Here is a 2,651-nt window from a genome sequence, read left to right as displayed (position 1 = left end):
ATAAGATATTGATCGATCACGGTGACATAGTGACGGCGGGCGGTATGATGTCGTGGCTGGATCTCGGGTTTGAACTGATCTCTAAATATTCGTCTCCTCGGGTTGTTCGCCAACTTGGTAAAACACTTGTTATCGATACTTCGCAGAGAGAGCAGAGTTATTATCAACAATTCAAACCATCGTTCGCTCATGGTGATTTGGTGATTGTTTCGGTTCAACAGACAATGCATCAAAGTTATACGGAACCGTTATCGATACATCAGTTAGCTAAGCAAGTAAACCTTACTGAACGGACTATGCAAAGACGATTCCTAAAGGCCACGGGGTACAACCCAAATCAGTATTTGCAACGTCTCAGAGTACAAAATGCATGTGACTATCTGGAAAGTACAAAAAACTCATTTGAATGGATAGCCAACCAAGTTGGTTACGAAGATATCAGTGCATGTCGAAAGGCCTTTATCAATATTGTTGGATTAACGCCACGAGAGTTCCGAAAGAGGTTTTCCTGATTCAGATTCTGACTGAATCGAATCTGCCCCATTCGAAGTTACGCCTGATTAATGCACTAATTCAGAAAGCTGCTTTTTGGATTACTTTTATTCATTTTGGGTCGAAATAAGAAACAAGTATAAATTAGCCCTTCTTAACTCCCAATAACCTAAGTTCGAATCAGTTAAAACGTGACAAAGCAAGAGTGAGTGGGTAACTCACTCTACTTTAAAGGGGTACCCAATACCTAAAAACGATTAGCTAGATAGTAAAGGTAAAGTGAGTTGAGCAATTATCAATGGGTTTCGATAATATCACTATTTAGTATTTCCTTCCGTAGACCGACATTCGAAAGTTGCATAGGTACAAAGCCAGATAGCCCTTCTACTCGTTTCAGCCAAGCTTCCAAAACAGGGTAGTCAGCTAAACTTATTCCACCTTCTGGCGCTAACTTGATATAACTGTAGAGGGCTAAGTCCGCAATAGTAGGCTTTGTTCCGACCAACCATTGACGGCCGTTTTGGTAAGTTTGGAGTTGTATGAGGAGCTTATGTGCTTCTTGAGTGAGCGGTGCACTGTCTATGCTGCGATTGAATAAGTTCGCTGCGCGAAGTTTGGCTATTGAGCCTGCTAGTCGATGAGCTGCTAGAGAAAGAAACTGTTCGATATGCGCACGCACCAGAGGCGACTCTGGAAGCCATATCTGTTCTCTATCATAAACGGTAGCAAGATAAACCAAGATCGCGTTTGAGTCAGAAATGACGATTTCACCATCGACTAATACTGGTATTTGTCCAAAGGGGTTAAGTGCCAAAAACTCTGGTCGTTGATGTTCCCCAGCCGGTAAATCGACGGTAATGAGCTCAAAGTCCAATTCGAGGATACTTAATAGCATGTGTGCGCGGTGTGCGTGCCCCGACATGGGGTGCCAGTATAGTTTTATCATTGTTTTCTCCTAGCTCGTTGTCTGTTCTACATTTAAGAACAAGTTGCGAAGAAGAAAAACCCCGCTAACATGGAATGATAATTTCCAGAATGTTGATAATTTATGGACACTATCGATGGAATGAGAACAGTTGTGGCTGTGATAGAAACAGGCTCATTTAGCGCTGCTTCTGAACGTTTAGGTATTTCTAAATCCCTCACCTCCAAATACGTAAACCGCGTCGAAGAGCAGCTCGGAGTCAAACTGTTTCATCGCACCACCCGTAAGCTTTCAGTTAATCAGGCTGGCCAAGAGTACTACCTGCAAGCGCAACAGGTTCTGGCTAAGTTTGACCAGCTATACCATCAACTCCACTCAAAGAATAAAGAAGCTTCTGGATGTATGCGTGTAACGGCTTCGCAGGGTTTTGCTGAGGAATTATTAAGCCCACTTCTTCCAGAGTTTCATGCGCGATATCCAGATATTCAGATTGATATCATCGTTACTAATCAAAAACTGGATTTAGTCGAACAAGGCATAGACATCGCTTTTCGTGCCAGTGAACTCGAAGACTCCAACTTAAAATATCGTAAGGTAATGTCCCTTCAAAGTTCAGTTTATGCCGCGCCTGAGTTAGCAAAACAGTGCTGCGATGATATGGAATTAAAACACTTACCTTGCCTTATCGACAGCAACCTTCACGCAACAGCTCGTTGGCCTGTGGCTAGCGCTATGAAGCAAAGCAATGCTTGTCATAATCTCGCCGTACACGCCGTTTTCAAAAGCAATAGTCCACGGCTTATTCGCCAGTTGACGCTCTCAGCGGTTGGAGCAAGCTATCAACCCGATATTATCGCTGCACCTTATGTGGAAAAGGGACTCCTGCAAAAACTTGATATCGGTTTTAAACCACTTAAGTATCCGTTGAACGCTCTGTACCGTGGAGGTGTTTATCAACCTGAACGAGTGAAAGTATTTTTAGATTTTGTTATTGATAAACTTGGTGCAATTGATTGAAAGCAGCTGATACGTGCTAGCACGTATCAGCTCCATTGTTCGTTAAAGCGAAACCTCACTAGAAAACGATACCAGTGAGGTTTCAATTCATTTTCTTATGACTATTTCTATAACACTTCGGAAAACGTTACTAGGGGTACGCGAGGTGATGCTGCATTCAAAGCAATTTTATGAATCATCGCATCTGTAGTTGTGCAACAGTCTTCAATAATTGAAA

3 protein-coding genes are annotated in these 2,651 nt (G+C 42.5%); 2 read left to right on the top strand and 1 reads right to left on the bottom strand.

The annotated features are described in order from the left end of the window. A partial coding sequence (locus tag RXX31_RS24545; RefSeq protein ID WP_317592198.1) for a GlxA family transcriptional regulator occupies positions 1 to 512 on the top strand: 512 nt, incomplete at its 5' end. A 275-nt stretch (positions 513 to 787) separates the two neighbouring features. Here RXX31_RS24545 and RXX31_RS24540 read toward each other — a convergent pair. Beyond that, positions 788 to 1,438, bottom strand: a complete 651-nt coding sequence (locus RXX31_RS24540) for a glutathione S-transferase (protein WP_317592197.1) — start codon at positions 1,436 to 1,438, stop codon at positions 788 to 790. Between the two features lie 102 nt (positions 1,439 to 1,540). Between RXX31_RS24540 and RXX31_RS24535 the strand changes: the two genes are divergently transcribed. Further along, entirely contained in the window at positions 1,541 to 2,434 is an 894-nt protein-coding gene (locus RXX31_RS24535) for a LysR family transcriptional regulator (protein ID WP_317592196.1), read from the top strand. Positions 2,435 to 2,651: the final 217 nt, after the last annotated feature.

The organism is Vibrio sp. EA2, assembly GCF_033042495.1.
GTDB lineage: Bacteria > Pseudomonadota > Gammaproteobacteria > Enterobacterales > Vibrionaceae > Vibrio.
Note: the sequence above shows the minus strand (reverse complement) of the source record. Positions and strands in the feature narration are given on the sequence as shown.

Bases quoted from the DNA above. Each gene is read 5' to 3' on its own strand.
- RXX31_RS24540 (WP_317592197.1), bottom strand. From the start codon at position 1,438: ATGATAAAACTATACTGGCACCCCATGTCGGGGCACGCACACCGCGCA.
- RXX31_RS24535 (WP_317592196.1), top strand. From the start codon at position 1,541: ATGGACACTATCGATGGAATGAGAACAGTTGTGGCTGTGATAGAAACA.